This is a genomic window from Acrocarpospora macrocephala (genome assembly GCF_009687865.1).
In the GTDB taxonomy this organism is placed as follows: Bacteria; Actinomycetota; Actinomycetes; order Streptosporangiales; family Streptosporangiaceae; genus Acrocarpospora; species Acrocarpospora macrocephala.
Genome location: NZ_BLAE01000017.1, coordinates 169488 through 188056 on the forward strand (window position 1 = coordinate 169488; position 18569 = coordinate 188056).

The 18569-nt window shown below is 70.6% G+C and carries 19 protein-coding genes; 13 read left to right on the top strand and 6 right to left on the bottom strand.

The genetic code is table 11. The features are described 5' to 3' along the window. Both Amac_RS53675 and Amac_RS16965 read left to right on the top strand, forming a co-directional pair. Positions 1-290, top strand: a 290-nt coding sequence (locus tag Amac_RS53675; RefSeq protein ID WP_170322524.1) for a fibronectin type III domain-containing protein, incomplete at its 5' end; no start/stop codon positions are given. Between the two features lie 132 nt (positions 291-422). Further along, a complete protein-coding gene (locus tag Amac_RS16965; RefSeq protein WP_155355352.1) occupies positions 423-722 on the top strand; it encodes a hypothetical protein in 300 nt (99 codons plus the stop codon). Positions 723-747: 25 nt separating this feature from the next. Here Amac_RS16965 and Amac_RS16970 read toward each other — a convergent pair whose 3' ends face one another. Beyond that, positions 748-1197, bottom strand: a complete 450-nt coding sequence (locus Amac_RS16970) for an ATP-binding protein (protein ID WP_155355353.1) — start codon at positions 1195-1197, stop codon at positions 748-750. A 145-nt stretch (positions 1198-1342) separates the two neighbouring features. Between Amac_RS16970 and Amac_RS16975 the strand changes: the two genes are divergently transcribed. Beyond that, positions 1343-2185 carry a helix-turn-helix domain-containing protein gene (locus Amac_RS16975; protein ID WP_155355354.1) on the top strand — a complete coding sequence of 281 codons (843 nt, stop codon included), beginning with the start codon at positions 1343-1345 and terminating at the stop codon, positions 2183-2185. Beyond that, entirely contained in the window at positions 2182-2400 is a 219-nt protein-coding gene (locus Amac_RS16980; RefSeq protein ID WP_155351348.1) for a DUF397 domain-containing protein, read from the top strand. The genes Amac_RS16975 and Amac_RS16980 overlap by 4 nt, the downstream gene beginning before the upstream one ends. Before the next feature lie 75 nt (positions 2401-2475). Here the strand turns inward: Amac_RS16980 and Amac_RS16985 are convergent, their stop codons facing one another. The 3 genes from Amac_RS16985 to Amac_RS16995 form a co-directional block, all read right to left on the bottom strand. Beyond that, positions 2476-2832, bottom strand: a complete 357-nt coding sequence (locus Amac_RS16985; protein ID WP_155355355.1) for a DUF8711 family protein — start codon at positions 2830-2832, stop codon at positions 2476-2478. 269 nt (positions 2833-3101) lie between these two features. Beyond that, positions 3102-4517, bottom strand: coding sequence for a serine/threonine-protein kinase (locus Amac_RS16990; protein ID WP_155355356.1), 1416 nt, complete (start codon positions 4515-4517; stop codon positions 3102-3104). After that, the gene (locus Amac_RS16995; RefSeq protein ID WP_155351351.1) at positions 4504-5508 is read right to left on the bottom strand and encodes a LacI family DNA-binding transcriptional regulator; all 1005 of its coding nucleotides are present in this window, start codon (positions 5506-5508) and stop codon (positions 4504-4506) included. The genes Amac_RS16990 and Amac_RS16995 overlap by 14 nt, the downstream gene beginning before the upstream one ends. Positions 5509-5776: 268 nt before the next feature. Here Amac_RS16995 and Amac_RS17000 point away from each other — a divergent pair, with 268 nt between their 5' ends. Beyond that, positions 5777-6112: a hypothetical protein gene (locus Amac_RS17000; protein ID WP_155355357.1), complete on the top strand. Its 336-nt coding sequence runs from the start codon at positions 5777-5779 to the stop codon at positions 6110-6112. Between the two features lie 17 nt (positions 6113-6129). On the opposite strand, the gene Amac_RS17005 is transcribed toward Amac_RS17000, so the two are convergent. Next, positions 6130-7989, bottom strand: a complete 1860-nt coding sequence (locus Amac_RS17005; RefSeq protein WP_155355358.1) for a GMC family oxidoreductase — start codon at positions 7987-7989, stop codon at positions 6130-6132. A 117-nt stretch (positions 7990-8106) separates the two neighbouring features. Here Amac_RS17005 and Amac_RS17010 point away from each other — a divergent pair, with 117 nt between their 5' ends. The 4 genes from Amac_RS17010 to Amac_RS17025 all read left to right on the top strand — a co-directional run bounded on the left by Amac_RS17010 (position 8107) and on the right by Amac_RS17025 (position 12058). Further along, positions 8107-9657: a DUF4331 domain-containing protein gene (locus tag Amac_RS17010; RefSeq protein ID WP_170322525.1), complete on the top strand. Its 1551-nt coding sequence runs from the start codon at positions 8107-8109 to the stop codon at positions 9655-9657. Then, entirely contained in the window at positions 9654-10895 is a 1242-nt protein-coding gene (locus tag Amac_RS17015; protein ID WP_155355360.1) for a tetratricopeptide repeat protein, read from the top strand. The genes Amac_RS17010 and Amac_RS17015 overlap by 4 nt, the downstream gene beginning before the upstream one ends. Beyond that, positions 10885-11253, top strand: a complete 369-nt coding sequence (locus tag Amac_RS17020; protein ID WP_155355361.1) for a hypothetical protein — start codon at positions 10885-10887, stop codon at positions 11251-11253. The genes Amac_RS17015 and Amac_RS17020 overlap by 11 nt, the downstream gene beginning before the upstream one ends. 130 nt (positions 11254-11383) lie before the next feature. Next, complete coding sequence (locus Amac_RS17025) at positions 11384-12058, top strand: DUF305 domain-containing protein (protein WP_155355362.1); 675 nt, start codon at positions 11384-11386, stop codon at positions 12056-12058. Between the two features lie 179 nt (positions 12059-12237). Here the strand turns inward: Amac_RS17025 and Amac_RS17030 are convergent, their stop codons facing one another. Beyond that, complete coding sequence (locus Amac_RS17030; RefSeq protein ID WP_155355363.1) at positions 12238-12816, bottom strand: hypothetical protein; 579 nt, start codon at positions 12814-12816, stop codon at positions 12238-12240. A gap of 42 nt (positions 12817-12858) precedes the next feature. Here Amac_RS17030 and Amac_RS17035 point away from each other — a divergent pair, with 42 nt between their 5' ends. From Amac_RS17035 to Amac_RS17050, 4 genes are all read left to right on the top strand, one after another. Further along, a complete protein-coding gene (locus Amac_RS17035; RefSeq protein WP_155351359.1) occupies positions 12859-13533 on the top strand; it encodes a response regulator transcription factor in 675 nt (224 codons plus the stop codon). Beyond that, positions 13530-14825: a sensor histidine kinase gene (locus Amac_RS17040; protein WP_218041133.1), complete on the top strand. Its 1296-nt coding sequence runs from the start codon at positions 13530-13532 to the stop codon at positions 14823-14825. Before Amac_RS17035 ends, Amac_RS17040 begins: the two co-directional genes overlap by 4 nt. Positions 14826-14853: 28 nt before the next feature. Continuing rightward, complete coding sequence (locus tag Amac_RS17045; RefSeq protein ID WP_155355364.1) at positions 14854-18132, top strand: ATP-binding protein; 3279 nt, start codon at positions 14854-14856, stop codon at positions 18130-18132. A 130-nt stretch (positions 18133-18262) separates the two neighbouring features. Continuing rightward, on the top strand, positions 18263-18569 hold a 307-nt coding region (locus Amac_RS17050), incomplete at its 3' end, for an MBL fold metallo-hydrolase (protein ID WP_155355365.1).

Here is an 18569-nt window from a genome sequence, read left to right on the forward strand (position 1 = left end):
CCCGCCTGTTCACCACCCCCTGCCCCGGCGTACGCCCCACACCGGCCAACCCCCTCAAAGCCAGCCAAATCAGCCCCTCAGGCCTCCGCCTAACCTGGCAACCATCCCCTGCCGCCCTCACCTACGACATCTACCGCGACGGCCTCCTGATCTCCTCCACCCCCGGCACGACTCTCGCCATCGGCGCCCTCACCCCCGCCACCCCCTACACCTTCACCGTCGTCGCCAGAAACGACTCAGGCGCCACCTCCGGCCCCGACCTGACGGTCACCACATCGCCGACGGCATGATGGGCCCCCAGCGGTCGCCTACCAGGCCGGTCCGGAAAAGGATCAGCCCGGGGACGGTTGGACCGCCCCGGGCTGTTACGTCGGGAGTGTCAGTTGTGTTCGGGGCGCTGCTGGGGCTCCCGGAACGGTGACGTGTGGGCGGAGCGCGACGGCGATTGTGCGGGCGACTGTGCGGATGTCGAGCGCGAGGACGAGGCCCGCGAGGCCGACGCGGACGACGACCGTGAGGCCGTGGACGACGAGCGGGCGGATGGTGAGTCCTGGGTGGACTCGCGGCGGGCGATTCGGGCCTCCTTGATGGCGGCCTTCTTCGCCTTGCCCGTCGCCTTGGACGATTTCTTGTTCGGGCTGTCAGGCATTTTTCCCCCGGTTGTTGTGTTTTGCGGCTTATGGATGCATCTGATGCGGTTGATACCCATTTCAGCCGGTTAACACCCGTGACTTGGAGTCATCTGCCTCAGGGGGCCGTGTGTGCGCCGCCGTCCGAGCGGGAAGGCCTGCCGTGCCTGGGCTCGCGGGGTGATCTGGTGACTTCGAACCACACCGTGGTGCCGTGGTCGGTGGTCAGCGCGCCCCAGAGCGGGGTGAACTGCGAGACCAGGTGTACGCCGCGGCCGAGTGCTGGGCGGGTCCAGCAGGGGCAGCGCGACTGCGCGGAGAGCACCACGCGGGCGGTCGCGGGAGTGGTGCTGACCGCGATCGTGTAACCGGCGCGGTCACCGCAGGCGATCGTGTGCCGGAGCGACTCGGAGATCAGCTCACCGGCCAGTTGGACGGCATCGTCCCGGCACGGATGGCCCGCGCCGAGGCAGCGGGAGATGAACCGGCGGGCCGCGCCCGCCTCCGCCACGGCGCCGAAGTAGGGCCGCGAAATCACGGTTCTCTCCGCGCGGTTGAGAATTGTCATCCTCTGATAACTCCCTGTGCACCTGTACAGGCAGGGCTCACTCAAAGCCGTGGCAAACTTCAGTTAATCCTGCACCGTGGAATGCATCTTTGCAATCCTGCGAATGCAATATTGCAAAGTGCCGTTTGTGGGGAGTTGTTCGCTTATGAGCGTAGGGCGAAGCCCGTCGGTCCGGCTGAGACGCCTGGCCGGCGAGCTCATCCGGTTGCGCTGCGAGGCGGGCTACTCGCGCGAGGAAGTGGCCCAGCGCCTTGGGCTGGCCAGCTCCACGGTGTATCGGATCGAGACCGGGCACACCCGGCCCCAGGGCCGGACCATGCGGGATCTCCTGGATCTCTACGGCGCCAACGGACACGAGCGGGACGCCCTGCTCGAGCTGATCCGGGACGCCGGGCGTCGCGGGTGGTGGCACCATTTCGGGGACGTGCTCCCCGGGCCGTACGTCGGACTGGAAGCGGAAGCCGCCAGCGTCCGGAACTACGAGCCGGTGATGCTCCCAGGACTGCTGGAGACCGAGGCGTACGCCCGCGCGGTGATCAGTGCGGCTCTCGTGGAGGACCCCGAGGAGATCGAGCGGCGGATCACCGTGCGGCTGGAGCGGCAACGGCGCCTGACCGACCCGGCCTTCGAACTCTGGGTGGTGCTCGACGAGGCGGCCCTGCGGCGTCCAGTAGGCGGACCGTACGTCATGGCCGAGCAGTTGCGCAGGCTCCAGGAGATCGCCGTCCAGCCGAACGTCACCATTCAGGTGTTGCCGTTCGAGGCGGGGGCCTACCTGGGGATGGGCAACCCGCTGGCGATCCTCACCTTCGCGCATCCCGAGGATTCCGACATCGTCTTCCTGGAGAGCGCGGGCGGAGAGCTCTATCTGGAGACCTCCGACGACGTTCACCGCTATGCCCAGGTCTTTGACCATCTCCGCGCCGCCGCGCTCAGCCCGGAGAAATCCAGAGAGAAAATCGAATCGGTCGAGAAGGAGATGGCATGAAGGGCGTTCAGCCTGCGGATCTGGCCGGCGCTACGTGGCGTAAGGCCACCCGTTCGAACACCCAGGGCAACCAGTGTGTCGAGGTCGCCCAGCTCAAGCACGGAATAGCCGTGCGCGATTCCAAGGACCCCGAAGGACCCAAGCTGATGTTCACCCCGGGCGAGTGGGACGCCTTCGTGCACGGGGTTAAGGGCGGCGAATTCGACCTGTCCTGATCTCGAATAAAACCCGTACGGCCCGTGCTCCACCTCCCGGAGCGCGGGCCGTACGTCACGGTCAAGCCGGCGAGATCAGCTGCAGGCCGCGCGGAGCTCGGAGTCGAAGTTCGCGCTCTTGCTGGTGAACTCGGTGATCGAGTTCGGGTCGGAGGCGTCGATCTTGAGGTCGGCCCAGGTGCTCGCCATGCTGTCGAGGGTCTTCTTGAGGTCCCCGTCGGCCTTGGCGGAGATGTCGGTGAGCTTGCCGGACAGGTCGGTGTTGGCCTTGTTGATGGCCGCGATGTCGGTGCCGGCAGTGGTCACCTGGGAGGTGTAGTCGAGCAGCGCCTTGGTGGCCTCGGCGCACAGCGCGGTGTTGGCTCCCAGCCCGCAGGCGGTCAGGAACGTGGTCGCGGCGACGGCGACAATAGCGAGGCGAACGATTCTCATCGGACGGAAGCCTTCCTAGTGATCTCGGGACGTCAGTAACCCTAGGGAGGCATCCTTGCGGAGCGCTTTCACATGGCTTACAGCTCTTTACACAGACCTTATCTGGCAGGGCGGGTTCTGAAAGATTCAGGTATTTCCCCCAGGTCTGCCATGCTTTTCAAGGGCAGCAAACCATGATCACTGGGAGCGCTCCCATACAAGAGCCTATTTAGACGGGTTTGTCAACCCCCGTTCCGGTGCGGCTCGCGGCCCGCGAGCCGCACCGGCCGTCAGGTTCCCCGCGCCTCGAACGCCGCCTTGATCTGGTCCAGCGCCGCGTCGAGCTTCGACTTCAGCGCGGGCGTGAGCACGCCCTCGCGAAGCCGGTCGGCCAGCTTGATCCGGATGTTGCCCACCGCGTTCGGATCATTGTTCGCGATCATGTTCCCGACCAGATTCTTCAGATCCTGGACGGCTTCCGGGGTGATCTCCCCGCGCCCGGCCCCGGCTTCGAGCAGCCCCACGAACGCGGCCGAGGCCTCCTCGACCGAACCGGAACCGGCCGGGCTCGCCAGGGGCAGCGGCGCGAGCGTCCGGGTGCCGACCGGCTTGGTCGTGGGGGAGGGCCGCGCGACCGGGTCGGGGTCCGGGTCCGGCTTCGGTTCCGTGGTGCGCTCGGGGTCGAGGATCGGTTCGGCCCGCTCGGTGGACTCGGCGGCCTCCCCGGTGCGCTGGGTGGCGTGCGCCGCCGGGGTCGGCAGCGTCTCCGCCGCCACCCCCGCCGGGGCCAGGGTCGGCTGCTGCCAGAGCAGCACGCCCAGCGCCAGCACGCCCGCGACCCCGGCCGCCCACTTCAGCCAGCCGGGCTCGCGCCCGGTCTCGCCGGGCATCAGGGCCTCGGCCACCTCGCGCGCGCTCGGCCGCATGGTCGGATCGGGGGACAGGCACTGCCGGCACAGCGCCGCGATCTCCGGCGGCAGCCCCGGCACGCTGTCCGGGCTGGGCGGCGGGCCGTCCCTGCGGGCCGCCTCGATCCCCTCCCAGGTCGTCTCCGGGTACGGCGGAACGCCGGTGAGCATCTCGTACAGCAGGACGCCGAGGGAGTAGACGTCCACGGCCGGGGCGGCGGGCAGCTCCTTGAGCCGCTCCGGCGCCACGTAGGGCGGGGTGCCGAAGTCGGCCACCAGCTCGTCGTCGGCCTCGCCCGCGAACACGGCGATGCCGAAATCGAGCAGCTTCGCCCCGTCCGAGGCGAGCAGCACGTTCTCCGGCGTGACGTCGCGGTGCACGATGCCCCGCTCGTGGGCCGCGGCCAGCACCAGGGCCAGCCGGGCGGCGATGGCGGTGGCTTCCAGCCAGGGCAGCGGGCCCTCGCTGAGCCGATCCGCCAGTGATCTGCCTTCCAGGAGCCGCATCACGACGTACGCGGCGAGCCGGCCACGCGGGGTGACCGTCTCGCCGTAGTCGTACACCTCGATGGCGTCCGGGTGGATCAGCCGGGCGGTGGCCCGGGCCTCGCGCCTGATCAGCTCGCGGCCCGGGTTGTCACCGTCCAGTGCCCCGTCCAGCACCTTGATCGCCACAGCCCGTTGTAAGGACTGATCGAAGGCACGCCAGATCACTGACATGCCTCCTGTGGCGATCCGCTCCTGAAGCAGATAGCGACGGGTCAGGACGTCGCCTTCGGCCAGCTCAGGTTGATTCACGGACGATCAGTTCCGTGGGCAACACAGGGTTTCCCTTGGGTATCTCGTCCTCGGCGAGGGCCATGAGCAGCATGCGCGCCGCCAGGGCGGCGAGCTCCTCTACCGGTTGGCGGACGGTGGTGAGGGCGGGGGTGGTGTGCCGGGCGATGGGCGCGTCGTCGAAGCCGATCACCGCGACGTCGTCGGGCACCTTGCGCCCGGCCCGTCGCAGCGCCTGCATCGCGCCCGCGGCCATCACGTCGGACGCCGCGAACACGGCGTCCAGGCGTGGCGCGCGCTGCAGTAACCACTGCATCGCGTGCGCGCCCGAGGCGTGGGTGAAGTCGCCGTAGGCCACGGGCATGTCGGTGATGCCCGCGTCCCTGAGCGTCTCCCGGAAACCGTCGAGACGGTCCCGGGCGGCGGGCAGGGTCGGCGGCCCGGCGATCGTGGCGATCACCCGGCGGTTGCCCAGCAGCAGGTGTTCCGCCGCCTGGCGTCCGCCGTCCCGGTTGTCCATGTCGACGAACGGGAGGTCCACGCCGTCCGGCGGCCGGCCCGCGCTGCGCACCGGGATCCCGGAGGCGGCGAGGGTGACGGCCAGTGGGTGCCTGGCCCGGGCGCCCACCAGGAGCACCCCGTCCACGGCCCCCGCGACCAGCGGTGGGGCCGCGATCGCCGCGGTGGCGGGGGTGGCCGTCATCACCACGAGGGGGACCCCGTGGGCGGCGAACACCTCCTCGGCCGCCGACAGCAGTCGGGCGTAGAAGGGTTCGCTGAACAGCCGTGGAGTCTGCTCGCAGATCACGGCGGCCACGATCTGGTCGGTGCGTCTGGCGGTCGAGCCCCGAGGGGCGCGGCGCCTTACATAACCAAGGCGGGACATGGCGTCGTGCACCTGTCGCCTGGTCGATGTAGTGACGCGTACCGAGCCCGTCAGGACTCGGGAAGCGGTTGCCGGGGAGACGCCAGCAGCGGCGGCTACCTCTGCGAGGGTGGGAAGATCGGCCATCCGGTCTCCTCAGGCCCGAAGTGTGTCACGCGGCGGCTTGGGAGCGCTCCCAAGAACGTATCACTGTTTCGGGCGTGTCAACAGAGGTTTCGTAGCGATGAAACCTTTCATCGTTTTTCACCGGCCTTGCACATGCGTGCAGGGTAGATGAACGCTTGCCAATCTGTGGGGATATCGGGGCAATCGGGACTCCTATGTCCGGGAATATGACAGTGTGCGGTCAGAAATGTGCACAAAGTAGTCAAATCTCGTGACATGGAGAATTCACATGATTCGTCCGATTGTTGTCCTGGCGGGCGCGGCCCTTTTCGCCGCCCCGGTCGCCCAGGCCGAGTCCGCGCCTACCTCCTACACAGCGCAGGACCAGGCACGCTACCGGATTCCGCTGTCGATCATCGATAGCCTGTGCGCCGGGCTCGGGCTCGGCGGGGGTGGGGGTGGCCTTCTCGGCGGGCTCGGTGGCCCGCTCGGGGGGAGTGGCGGGGGTCTGGGCGCTGGCGGGCTTGGCACGGCGGTGGTGGTCGCCGGAGGCCAGGGCAACGAGACCACCGGCTACCCACCGGCGCCCGCCGCCCAAGGCGTGCGGCCGGTCCGAATTTACTGATCCGCGCGTTACCACCGTCAGCGTGACACTGGATACCGGGCCTCGGCGATGATGTCGGCGCTGGCCTTCTCGGCGAGGGTGGCCACCGGGGCCCAGATGAAGAGTCCGGGGATGCGGGGGAAGGCCGAGGCGTCCACCACCCTCAGGTTGCTCGTCCCGCGCACCCGGAACCTGGCGTCCAGCACGGCCATCGGGTCCGAGTCGGGGCCGATCGGGTTGGTGCAGGAGGCGTGGTGACCCCAGGCCTCCCGCCGTACCCAGGCGGCGATCTGCTCCGGGGACCTGACCTGGGGGCCCGGCCAGACCTCGGTGCCGGTGCCGACCTTGCCGTTGATCCTTCTGATCATCTCGACCGCGTCCACGATGGCGGCCACGTCCCGGTCGCCGCCCCTGCCGTCGTCGAACTTGCGGAAGTTGATCACCGGCGGGTGGGCGGGGTCGGCGGAGCGGAGCCGTACCGTGCCGGTGCGGGAGTCGGCGTAGCCCTTCAGGACCAGCCAGGTGAAGCGGTCCTTGACGTAGCCGGGCGGGCCGAAGCCGGGCTTGTAGCCGCGGAAGTCGACGGGCGCGCCGAAGACGTACATCTCCGGGCGGGCGCCGGTGCCGTACCTGCGCTTGATGCCGCCGAGCACCCCGTTGGTCGAGTACGGCGTGAAGCCCGCCGCCCCGAACACCGACGCGCCCTGCCAGGCGGTCAGGCACGGATCGATCGGCGTCCTGCCGAACCCGCACGCCTGCAAGAGCAGGAACGGCGGGTACGCCGAGACGACGGGCACCTCATACCGGTCCTGGAGGTTGCCGCCCACCCCGGGCAGGTCGATCTGGACCGGCACCCCGAGCTGGGCGAGGTGCGCGCGGGGGCCGATGCCGGAGAGCATGAGCAGTTGCGGGCTGTTGAAGACCCCGGCCGAGACGATCACCTCCCGCCTGGCCCGGACCGTCCGGCGGCGGGACTTCCGTTCGGCGGCGGTGGTCGCCTGGTAGCGGGGCGAGGCGCCGTACAGGTGGCCGCCCAGGAGGTAGTCGACCGCGACCGCGCGTTTGCGCCCGTCGGGGCCCGGCTCCAGCACGATCCGCTCGGCCAGCGCGTTGGCCTGGATGGACAGGCGGCCCGGGTGGGCGGCCTGGGCGGCCAGCAGCCGCTCCCGCATGCTGTGGCGTTTGCCGCGCGAGGTGGACTGCGGGGTGTAGAAGAAGCCTTCGGTGCCCGCGTCCACGAAGGATCTGTCGTTGATCCGGCGCGGGTTGGCGGTGTCGCCGCCGAGCGCTTTCGTCTCGGCCAGCGCCGCGGCCACGATCCGGCCCAGCTGCGGGTCCAGCTTGACCACGTCCACCAGGCCGAACTCGGTCGGCTGCCAGGACAGGAAACGCTGCCAGTGGTCCCACATGCGCTCGGGCGCCCAGCCGTCGTCCCCGGTGAGGCGCTGGATGTGGGCCCAGTCGTCCGGGTCGGCGGCCATCGTGATCATCGCGTTGTGGGTGGTGCAGCCGCCGAGCGCGGACGCCCGGGGGTAGAGCACGCCCCGGCCGGTGACCCACTGGCTGGAGGTGGCGCCGAGCTTCTGGTCGCTGTAGTGCTGGACGAAGAAGTCCCAGCGGATCTGGGTGTCCTCGCTGACCGCGAAGTTGGAGAAGGTCGGCACGTCGTACCAGCGCTGGTTGCCGCGCAGCGGGCCGGCCTCCAGCACCACCACGCTGAACCCGGCCGCCACCAGGTTGGCGGCCAGCGGAGCGCCGCCGGGACCCGAGCCGATGATCACGTAGTCGGCCTCGTCGACGTCCTGCGCGTGCGCGGTGCCGGTACTGGCCAGCAGGGCCGCGGCCGCGCCCAGCCGGAGCGCGTCCCGCCGGTGGAGCGTATGTACCTGATCTTTCATATCCGTCCCCGATTGCCGTCAGCGGAAGGGGGGACGATCACCACTGATCGCTCTGTGTAATCGAAATCATTACACATCGTGATACTGGAAACCTGGCATATCTCGATGAGGAAAATCATGAATCAGGCCTCGAAGCGGATCGCGGTCGTGGGAGTCGGGGGCTCGATGCTCGCCGCGGGCTTCCTGGCGGGACCCGGCACGTCCCCCGGTCTGGCGTCCAACCATGTCGACGCCCCGACCCAGATTCTCGACCCGCAGATGGACGTGACCGACCTGTACGCGTTCACCAGCCCCGACCGCCCCGACACGGTCACGGTGATCTGGAACTACGTGCCGTTCGAACTGCCGGTCGCGCCGCTGCCCTGGTATCGCTTCGCCACCCAGGGCTTCTATGACCTGCACTTCGACAGCACCGGGGACGGCAAGCCGGAGCTGACCTACCGGTGGTGGTATCGCAACGGCGACGGGTCCGGCGATCCGAAGGCCAAGCCGAGCAGTGTCTATCCGGACTTCGGGAAGCCGCTGCCGCAGGGTGGGGACAATTTGAGCGCGTATACCGGGGGTGCCGGGAGCTGGGAGCAGCCGCCGGGGGTGTATCCGTACACGCCGGAGGCCACTGATCCGTATGCCGGGCGGGTGACGAAGCCGTGCGCGGGGAACGTGCGGTGCAAGACGTTGTTTCCCCAGGCCTACCGGTTGGAAGCCATTCGTCCCGGGCAGCGGCCGAAGGTGCTGCTGGAGAACGCGCCCGTCGGGCCGTACGGCATCGAGCCGAAGTTCGCGGAGAAGTGGAAGCGGGCGATCGTGCCGCTGCCCGGCGGCGGGCAGACCTTCTCGGGGCAGGTGAAGGACCCCTTTTTCTTCGACTTCCGGGCCATCGCGCTGACCAGGGTGGGGATGCCGGTCGCGCCGCCGTTCGACTTCTTCACGCCGTTCAACGTGCATTCGATCGCGATTCAGGTGCCGAAGGCGGAGCTGGCGCTGGGCGGGGATGTGCAGCGTAATCCGGTGGTGGGGATCTGGGCGACCTCGTCGCGGCGCTCGCTCAACCTGCTGGACAAGGCGGCGAAGCCCTATCGGCAGGTGTCCCGGCAGGGGCTTTCCATGTTCGGGGACAGTCTGATGCCGCACTTGTTGCGGGGCGCCTATCACAATGCGTCGTCGCCGCAGACCGATCACAAGTGGCCGGCGATGATCAAGGCGGTGCATCACCCGTATGCGTCCAAGCTGCTCGCGCCCGGGTTGCTCTCGCTGCCGCCGAAGGAGCCGAGGATCGATCTGGAGCAGGTGTTCCTCACCGGGATCGCCAAGTCCACCGGGCCGATCAAGATGGATCTGACCTCGCATGTGCTGAACCGGGACGCCGACCGGACCAAGATCGTTCCCGCTGAGATGACCCGGCTGAACATGATGACCCCGGTCACCCCGAAACCCAACCAGTACGGGTTGATCGGCGGTGACCCGCAGGGCTGGCCGAACGGGCGGCGGCTCACCGACAACGTGACGGTGGCGTTCATCCGGATGGCGATGGGCGAGCCCGCGGGCCGGGGCACGCTGCTGCCGACCTGGCTGAGCCCGATCACCGGTCCCGCCAAGCGGATCACCGACAGTTTCCCGTACGAGGCGACGCCCGACGTCCGCCGCGCGGTCAACCGGACGCGGCGATGAAACGCGCCGCGCTTCCGTTGCTGGCGGCGGCCTCGCTCCTGGCCGTCGCGCTGGTCCTGTTCGCCGGATCCGACCGGGAACCTGGCCCGCCCCCCGTCCGCGCGTTCGCCTTCGACCTGGCCGGGCGGATCGCGGCCGACCAGCGCTATCTCAAGCAGGCGCCGCAGGACGCCACCGTCTGGGCCGAACTCGGCCTCGGCTACGTCGAGCAGGCCCGGCTCACCGCGAATCCGGCCTACTACCCGAAAGCGGAGGGCGCGCTGCGCGAGTCGCTCCGCCTGCGGCCGGGCGCGAACGACACCGCCCTGGTCGGGATGGCCGCGCTGACCGGGGCCCGGCACGAGTTCGCCGGATCCCGGGACTGGGCGATCAAGGCCGCCGCCGCCAACCCGGCCAACCCGCTCGCCCACGGCCTGCTCTCCGACGCCTACGTCCAGCTCGGCGACCTGGCCAAGGCCCAGACCTCGCTGCAGACCATGCTGGACGCCAAACCGGGCGTGGCCTCCTACACCCGGGCCGCGCACCTCTTCCGGATCAAGAAGGAGTTTCCGCGCGCCGCGCACGCGCTCAAACTGGCCCTGGACGCGGCCGCCGGGTCCGCCGACATCGCCGACATCCACTGCCGCCGGGGCGAGCTGGCCTGGCAGACCGGCCGGCCCTCGCTGCGTGCCTACGAGCAGGCGCTGGCCGCCTGGCCCGGCTACCCGGCCGCGCTCGCCGGGCGCGCCCGCGCGCTGGCCTCGATCGGCCGCAACCAGGAAGCCGTACGCGCGTACGCCACCGCGGTCGCCCGCAACCCCGAGCCGCAGACCCTCATTGAGTACGGCGAGCTGCTCCACTCCCTCGGCCGGAAAACCGAGGCCGAGACGCAGTTCCGGGCCCTGCGGGGCGCGCTCAAGCTGTTCGCCGCCGGTGGGGTGGCCGGCGATCTGACCGCCGGGCGGTTCGAGGCCGACCACGGCGACCCGGCGGCGGCCGTGACCCACCTGGCCAGGGAGTTCGCCCGGCGGCCGACCGGCGAGGTGGCCGACGCCTACGCTTGGGCGCTGCACCGGGCCGGGCGGAGCCGGGAGGCCATCGCCCACGCCCGCGACGACACCGCGCTGGCCGCCTTCCACCGGTCCAAGATCGAGCGCGCGCTGGGCCGGAACGCGGACGCGGCCCGTAGCCTGGCCCGGGCGAAGCGGCTCAACCCGAACCTGCCGAACCTGAGGATGGAGGTAGCCCGTGGACGGTGACCTGCTTCGCCGACTGGTGGACGAGGTGGTCAGGCAACTCGGCGGCCAAGCCGAGGTGCAACTGGACGAGGTCGAGGAGTGTGACCCTTACTGGGAACCCGGGGACGACAGCACCGCACCGACCTCGGTCCGGCACAGCTACGTCGTCCACGTCCACAGCGCCCTACCCGACATTTCCGACATCGTCTTCGGCGCGGTACGCGAACGCATGGGCCCCGACTGGCGCGTCACCGAACGCCCCGTAGGCGAAACCTTCGCCGTCGACTTCACCACCCAAGACGGCACCTTCCTCGGCGTCATCTTCGACCCCAAAGGCAACGGCCCAGTAGTCGTAATCGGCCGAACGGGAAGTTCTTAGCGAGTTGTTCTCGGGCTCCCACGATGGCGAAACCTCGTTCTCGTGGGAGCTCCCGGAGGGTGTAGGGACATATCGCCCAGCTAATCCGTCTGAGCTCGGACTTATCCAGGTTTCGGTAAGGTCCAGCGTCATGACGACCTTCAGGCGGATCGCCGTACCCCTTCTGGCGACGATGGCCGTGCTCACCGCGTGCAGTCAGGAGACCCCCGAGGCGGCGCCCGCCAGCCCTTCGGCCAGCGCCGAGACGTCCTCGGCCGTGGCGTCTCCGTCTCCGTCGCCTCCCCCGGTGCCGAACACGTCACCGGAGGCCAGTTCCAGCGCCGAACCGTCGGCGGTGCCGACCCCGGAGAAGGGCTACAACGACGCCGACATCACGTTCGCGGCTTCGATGATCCCGCACCACCTGCAGGCTCTCGACCTGACCCAGCTGGCGGGCACGCGGGCTCACGACCTGTGGGTCAGGGATCTGGCCGGGCGCGTGCGGAGCCAGCGTGAGCCTGAGATCCGTGTGCTCAAGGGTTTGCTGGACAACTGGGGGGAGCAGCCGCTGCCGCGCGACCAGAAGCTTCCCGGCGGTGTCACCCAGGCCGAGATGACCGAGCTCGCCGCCGCCTCGGGCGCCGCTTTCGACCGGATGTTCATCACGCTGATGATCGACCACCACGAGGGCGCGCTGGCTCTGGCCACGAGCGAGCAGGAGCAGGGCGCACACGCGGACGCCAAGGCCCTGGCCGGGGGAGTCCTGGTCACCCAGGAGGCCGAACTCAAGGAAATGAAGAAGTACCTGTCCCGGCTGAAGAAGTAGCGTTCCGTCCCATAGGCCGTCGCAGCTCGGCTGGTTCTCGCTAGCGCCCTGCGGCTCGGCCAGTTTCTCGCGAGGGTCGCGCGGGCTCGGCCAGTTTCTCGCGAGGGTCGCGCGGGCTCAGTTGGCTTTTTGCGAGGATCCCGCCGCTCAGCTGGTTATCGCCAGTGCCCCCAGCTTGGTCAGTTTTCGTAGGTGTCCAGGCGTGGGGGCAGGGCGTTCCACGTGCAGAAAGCCGAGGATTCCTTTGTGCCCTGCAGGAACGTGATCCGCAGCCAGTGCGATTCCTCCCACACCTTGAGCTCGTAGCCGTCGGCCGGTGTGGCCGACACCATCCGGCAGTCCTGTTCCCGCACGGCGATCGTCGCCCGTCCGCCCTTCAGGGTGAACGTGTGCAGCACCTCCCCCGGGGCGGTGGGGGTGGGGGTGGTTTGCGTGGTCCTCGGGCGGGGCTGGGTCGTTTCGGGGGCCGCTTTGGTGGGCCGTACCGGCTGGGGAGTGGCGGTCGGACGGCGCGTCGGGGACTTCGACGGCCGTGGTGTGGATTTATCCGAAACCGGGATGGAGGGCGGCGGTGAGAGCGGACGGGACACGCCGGAGACGCCGGTCGGCGGGGCGGCGACCAGGAGCGGGGCGAGGGGTTCCTCGCCGAGGACGGTGTTGTGGAGCACCTGGCCGACGCCCAGCCAGGCCACGGTGACTGCGAGGGCGGTCGCGCCGGACCAGGCGAGGGTGTACCCGATTGCCCTTGGCAGGTGCATAAGTACGAATTATGACCTAGATGTGCCGTAGCGTATCGGGCCATGGCGACCGTTCTGGTGGTGGAGGACGACGAGTTCGTCCGTTCAGCGATCATCCGGGATCTGGTCGGGCGCAGCCACGCGGTACGCAGCGCGGGACGGGCTCTCGACGCGCTCCGCGACATCGCCCACTACCCGCCCGACGTGGTCATCCTCGACCTCGGCCTGCCCGACCTGGACGGCGCGGAAGCGCTCAAGATGCTCCGCGCGATCTCCGACGTGCCGGTCATCGTGGCCACCGCCCGCGACGACGAACGCGAGATCATCCGCCTGCTCCGGGCGGGCGCCGACGACTACCTGGTCAAACCGTTCTCCGGCGACCACCTGAACGCCCGGCTTGAGGCGCTGCTGCGCCGGGCCAGAGCGGTCCCCGCCACCAGGACGATCCGCGTGGGCGGCCTGAGCGTGGATCCGGACCGGCGGGAGGCGTTCCTGGACGGCGCCCAGCTGGAGCTGACCAGGCGCGAGTTCGACCTGCTCGCCTACCTGTGCGCGAGGCCCGGCACGGTGGTCTCGCGCAAGGAGCTGCTGGCCGAGGTGTGGCGGCAGTCCTACGGCGACGACCAGACCATCGACGTGCACCTGTCCTGGCTGCGGCGCAAGCTCGGGGAGAGCGCCTCCCAGCCGCGTTACCTGCACACCGTTCGGGGAGTCGGCGTGCGCATCAGCGCCCCGTGAGGCGGGGCCTGGCGCTGGTCGCGGTGGCCGTCACCGCGATGGTGGCGCTGGCGTTCCTGATCCCGCTGGCCGCCGTGGTCAAGGAGGTCGCCGAGACCAAGGCGCTGGCCGAGGCGGAGCGGCAGGCCACCGCGATCGTGCCCGCCCTGGTGGTGACCGTGGACGCGAAACGGCTCGAACGGGCCCTGGCCAGCACGCCGGCCGGAGCCGCCGGTCGGCTGGCCGTGCACGTGCCGACCGGCACGGTGGGACGCACCCGCGCCCCCGCCGACGCGGTCGCCTCGGCCCGTTCCCGGACTATCCGGGTGACCGGCGGCTACGTCCTGCTCCGCCCGGTCGCCCTGGACCGCGGCCGGACCGTGGTGATCGAGGTGTACGCCCCTGAGTCGGATCTGACCAGGGGCGTCGCCACCTCATGGGCCGTGCTGACCGGGGTCGCGATCACCCTGGTGGCCGGATCCGTGGTGGTGGCCGACCGGCTCGGCGCGCGCGTGGTGCGGGCGACCCGGCGGCTCGGCGCCGCGGCGGTCTCGCTCGGCTCCGGAGACCTTTCGGTACGCATCCAGCCCGACGGCCCGCCCGAACTGGTCGCCGCCGGGCAGGCGTTCAACACCATGGCCGACCAGGTGGCCGGTCTGCTCGCGGCCGAGCGCGAGATGGCCGCCGACCTGTCCCACCGCCTCCGTACGCCCCTGACCGCCCTTCGCCTGCAACTCGGCGACCACGGCCCGGCGGCGGAGCAGGTGGACCGGCTCGAACGTGAGGTGGACGCCATCATCGAGACCGCCCGCCGTCCCGCCCGCCCGGTCGCCGGACGCTGCGACGCCGCCGAGGTGCTGCGCGAGCGGCTGGTCTTCTGGTCGGCGCTGGCCGAGGATCAGGGCCGCCCGTGGGAGCTGGTCGGAGCGGACGTCCCCGCCCTGGTGCCGGTGGCCGCGACCGAACTGAGCGCGGTCATCGACGCCACCCTCGGCAACGTGTTCCGGCACACCCCCCAGCGCACCCCGTTCACGGTCACCCTGCACCAGGGCAGCGGCATCGTCGGCATCCTGGTCGCCGACGCGGGCCCCGGCATCGCCGACCCGGAAGGCGCTCTGAAACGCGGCCACAGCGGCGCGGGCTCCACCGGACTCGGTCTCGACATCGCCCGCCGCCTGGCCGAATCCACCGGCGGTTCCGTCCGGGTCGAACGTTCCGTTCTCGGCGGCGCGGCCGTACAACTGTGGCTTCGCACCGCCCCCCAAACCCCGAAACCCCGCACCCGCCGCCTCCTCGGACGCGCCCTAAATTGACCGGATATATGCCGATAGAGTCTGCTGCGTGGAATTCCGGGTGCTGGGGCCGATCTCGGTAATCGGCGCGGACGGTGTCGCCCTGGACATCGGGCCCGCCCAGCAGCGGGCCGTGCTGGCGCTCTGCCTGCTGGCCGCGCCCCGCCCGGTGAGCGCGTCCCGCCTCATCGACGCCCTCTGGGAGGACGACGCCCCTGCCGGCGCGCTCAACACCGTCCAGGCGTACATCTCGAAACTGCGGCGGGTGCTGGAACCCGGCCGCGCCCGCAGAGGCGCGGCGTCGATCCTGGTGAGCAGGCCAGGCGGGTACGCGCTGGACATTCCCGACGAGGACATCGACCGCCGCCGGGTGACCGTCCGGGTCGCCGAGGGGCGGCGGCTGCTCGCGGCCGGGGACCCCGCCAAGGCGGCCAGGGAGCTGCGGCTGGCACTGAGCGAGTGGCGCGGCGAGCCGCTGGCCGGGTTCGAGGCCCAGAGCTGGGCCAAGGACGAGCAGGCCGCCCTCGCCGAACTCCGGCTCTCCATCGTCGAGGACGCCACCGAGGCGGACCTGGCGCTGGGCCGGGGCTCCGAGTTGGTGCCCGAGCTGACCCGGCTGGCGTCCGCCTACCCGCTGCGGGAACGCATCAGGCGGCTCACCGCGCAGGCGCTCTACCAGGCGGGCCGCCAGGCCGACGCACTGTCCACGCTGGCCGAAGGCCGCCGCCTGCTGGTGGACGAACTAGGCCTCGACCCCGACCCGCGCTCCCGCGACCTGGAGTCGCGCATCCTCGCCCAGGATCCCGCGCTCACCCCCACCGCGCCCGTCTCGGTGACGGTCACCCCGGTCACGCCCGCGACGGTGCTCGGCCGCGCCGCCGAATCCGCCGTCCTGCACCGCGCCATCACCGCCCAGGGCCACCGGGTGGTCCTGGTCGCGGGCGAACCCGGCATCGGCAAGACCAGCCTGGTGGAAGCCGCGGCCGGTCGTTTCCTCTCCGAACGGCACGAGACCGGTTCTATAGCCCGACCTGAGGGTGGTCCGGTCATGGTTGGGCGTGAAACCAGCCTTGTCCGGGATGCTCCATCTGCGGCCGGACATGTCGTGGCTGGGCGGAGCGAGACCGGCTTTGTCGCGGATCCGGCCGGACGTGTCGTCTTCGGGCGGTGCTGGGATGGTGGCGGGGCGCCGCCGTTCTGGCCGTGGGTGCAGGCGCTACGGGAGCTCACCGGACAGGGCGGTGAGCTGGCTGAGATCACCGGAGCGACCGGCGAGTTCCCGCTGTACGAAGCGGTGGCCCGGTTGTTCAACGCCGGTCCCGTCCTGGTCGTGCTGGACGACCTGCAGTGGGCGGACGCGTCCTCGCTGCGGCTGCTCGACTTCCTGGCCAGCACCCGGCCGTGCCCCGAGCTGACCGTGCTGGCCACGTACCGGGACACCGAGGTGAGCGAACCGCTGGCCCGCACCCTGGCCGCGCTGTCCCGGCTCCCGCACGTCGAACGCGTCACCCTCGGCGGGCTCTCCGAGGAGGCGGTCGCCGAATATTTGGAGCGTTCCGGCCGGGACCCCGCGAAGGCAGCCGAGGAGCTGCGCAGGACCGGTGGCAACCCGTTCTTCCTCGGCCTCGGTGAGGAAGCTCCCGGCGCGGTGGCCGACGTGCTCCGGGGCAGGCTGGCCACGATGCCGCCCGGCGCGCACGACGTGCTCAGCGTGGCCGCCCTGCTCGGCCGCGAAGCCGAACTGGGCGTGCTGCTCGACGTCCTCGACCTGCCCCAGGACGACGTGCTCGACGTGCTGGACGAAGCAGTGCGATCCCGGCTGCTCACCGAACGCGCCCTCGTCTACGCCTTCTCCCACGACATCGTGCGGGACGTGCTCAGGGACGGCCTCGCGCCGCTGCGCCGCCGTCGCCTGCACGCCAGGGTGGCGGCGGTGCTGGAAGGGCGCGGCACCCATCTGGCCGAGCTCGCCTACCACTACCGCGAGGGCCTGGTCATCGCCGGAATGGCGGCCAAGGCCATCGAGTACGCCCGCCAGGCGGCCCGGCACGCGACCGAGCAGTTCGCGTACGAGGACGCGGCCACCCATCTGGAGCAGGCCGTCGCGCTGACCGGGCAGCTGCCGGTGACCGACCTGGAGCTCAAGTGCGACCTGCTACTCGACCTCGCCGAGGCGCAGTCGGTGGCCGGGATGAACTCGCGGGTGCACGCCACCCTGGACGAGGCCGCCGCCCTCGCCGACCGGCTCGGCGACGAGGAACGGCTGGCCCAGGCCGCGCTCGGCTTCTCCGACCCGCTGGGCTGGGCCATGTACGAGGAGTGGGCGGCGTCGGAGGCCCTGCTCGGGCGGATCGACCGGGCCCTGGCCGGGGCGGGCGAGCGGTGGCGGTCACCGTTGCTGGCGGCTTCGGCGATCATGGGATCCTTTATCCGGCCACCGGCGGAGAGCCGGGAGCTGGCGGCGTCAGCCGTACGGGAGGCGAAGGACGATCGCTCGCTGCTGCGCGCGCTGAGCGCGACCGAGATCCTGTCGCGCGGGCTCGCGGAGGGTGGCGAGCGGCGCGAGATCGTGGCGCGGATGGCGGAGTGCGCGGCGGCCACCGGGGATCTGGTGGACGAGTGGCTGGCCAGCGAGGCCCGCTACGTGGAGATGCTCTCCGGCGGCGAGTTCGCCGCGGCGGGGCCGCTGCTGGACTGGTTGCGGCAGACCGCCCGCCGGCTGCGGCAGCCCGCGCTGATCGGGCTGGCCGGATGGCAGACGGCGATCCGGGCCTACCTGGCAGGCGACCTGGACACGGCCATCGCCGAAGCCGACGAAGCGGCCCGCGCGCACCCGGAAGGCGCACTCGGCGGAGACGGCGCGCAACTGCGCGCTCTGCTCATGCGCGCCCAGGCGGCCCGGCTGCGCGGCACACCCTCGGCCGCGCTGTCCATCGCCGACAGCGTCCTGGAAACCCGGCCAGGCCAGCCCGTCTGGACCGTCCTGCGCTGCCACGCCCTCCTCGACCTCGGCCGCCACGACGAGGCCGCCACCATCTTCGCCACCCTCGCCGAAGACGGCTTCACCGCCATCGCCAGCGACCTGACCTACCGTTTCATCCCCGACTCGCTGAGCCGGATCTGCGCCACTCTCGGCGACACCCGCGCCGCCGCGGCCCTCTACACCCGCTTCGAACCAAGCGCGGGCCGCCTCCTCGGCTGGTCCGTCACCGACCTCTGCCTGGCCCTCCTCGCCGAAACCCTGAACCGCCCGGCCGCAGCCGCCCACCACCACGCCACCGCAAGAACCTTCCTCACCACCTCCGGCCTCCCCACCCCGCCCAAGTAGCCCTTTCTGGCCCTCTCCCCGACTCTGGCCGGTTCCTCGCCCTCCGCGCATCCTCAACACCCCGGCAAGTGGCACCCTTCGGCAAGTAGCCGCCAAGACGGAGGCAAGCCGCCTCCGCGACCCTGTCGCCATGCTCAGACCACATCGCATCGCCCCTGACACCGTGCTCATCCCGAGGCTCATCCAGGTCGAGAACGGCTACACCGCCATCCACACCATGGTGATCACAGGCAAGGAACCGGTACTGGTGGACACCGGCGCCGCCATCCACCGCGACGCCTGGCGCGAGGACGTCTTCTCCGTCGTGGACCCCCGCGACGTCCGCTGGATCTTCATCAGCCACGACGACGCCGACCACATCGGCAACCTCGACACCGCCCTGGACCTCTGCCCGAACGCCACCCTGGTGACCGCCCCCCGACCGTTCTCCCCACCCG